We start from the raw sequence: 354 nt of genomic DNA, 5'->3' as shown, positions 1-354 counted from the left end.
TAGAAGGCGGCCAACGCCACGAAGACGGCGGCCAGACCGACCAGCGAGTGGAAGGCGGCGACGAGCTGCGGCAGCGCCGTCATCTCGATCTTCTTGGCGACGACGTAGCCGATGGCCCCGCCGATGGCGATGCCCAGCACGATCAGCCAATAGGATTGGACGATGGGCGAGGCCAGCGTGGTCAGGATGGCGATGGTCATGCCGACCATGCCGTAGATGTTGCCCTGCCGCGAGGTTTCCGGGCTGGACAGGCCGCGCAACGCCATGATGAAGCAGATCGACGCGACCAGATAGAGAAGAGCGGACAAGGTTTCCATGGTCTTACTTGCCCTTCTTCTTGAACATGGACAGCAT

Annotated in this window: 1 protein-coding gene; it reads right to left on the bottom strand. The window is 61.9% G+C overall.

From position 1 onward, the window contains the following. Window positions 1-317: NAD(P)(+) transhydrogenase (Re/Si-specific) subunit beta (locus EJ903_RS26590; protein ID WP_148105339.1), on the bottom strand; the 317-nt coding region annotated here is incomplete at its 3' end. Between the last annotated feature and the right edge of the window lie 37 nt (window positions 318-354).

The organism is Azospirillum griseum, assembly GCF_003966125.1.
GTDB lineage: Bacteria > Pseudomonadota > Alphaproteobacteria > Azospirillales > Azospirillaceae > Azospirillum > Azospirillum griseum.
The sequence above is the reverse complement of the archived record's forward strand: the minus strand, read 5'-3'. Positions and strand labels throughout refer to the sequence as shown.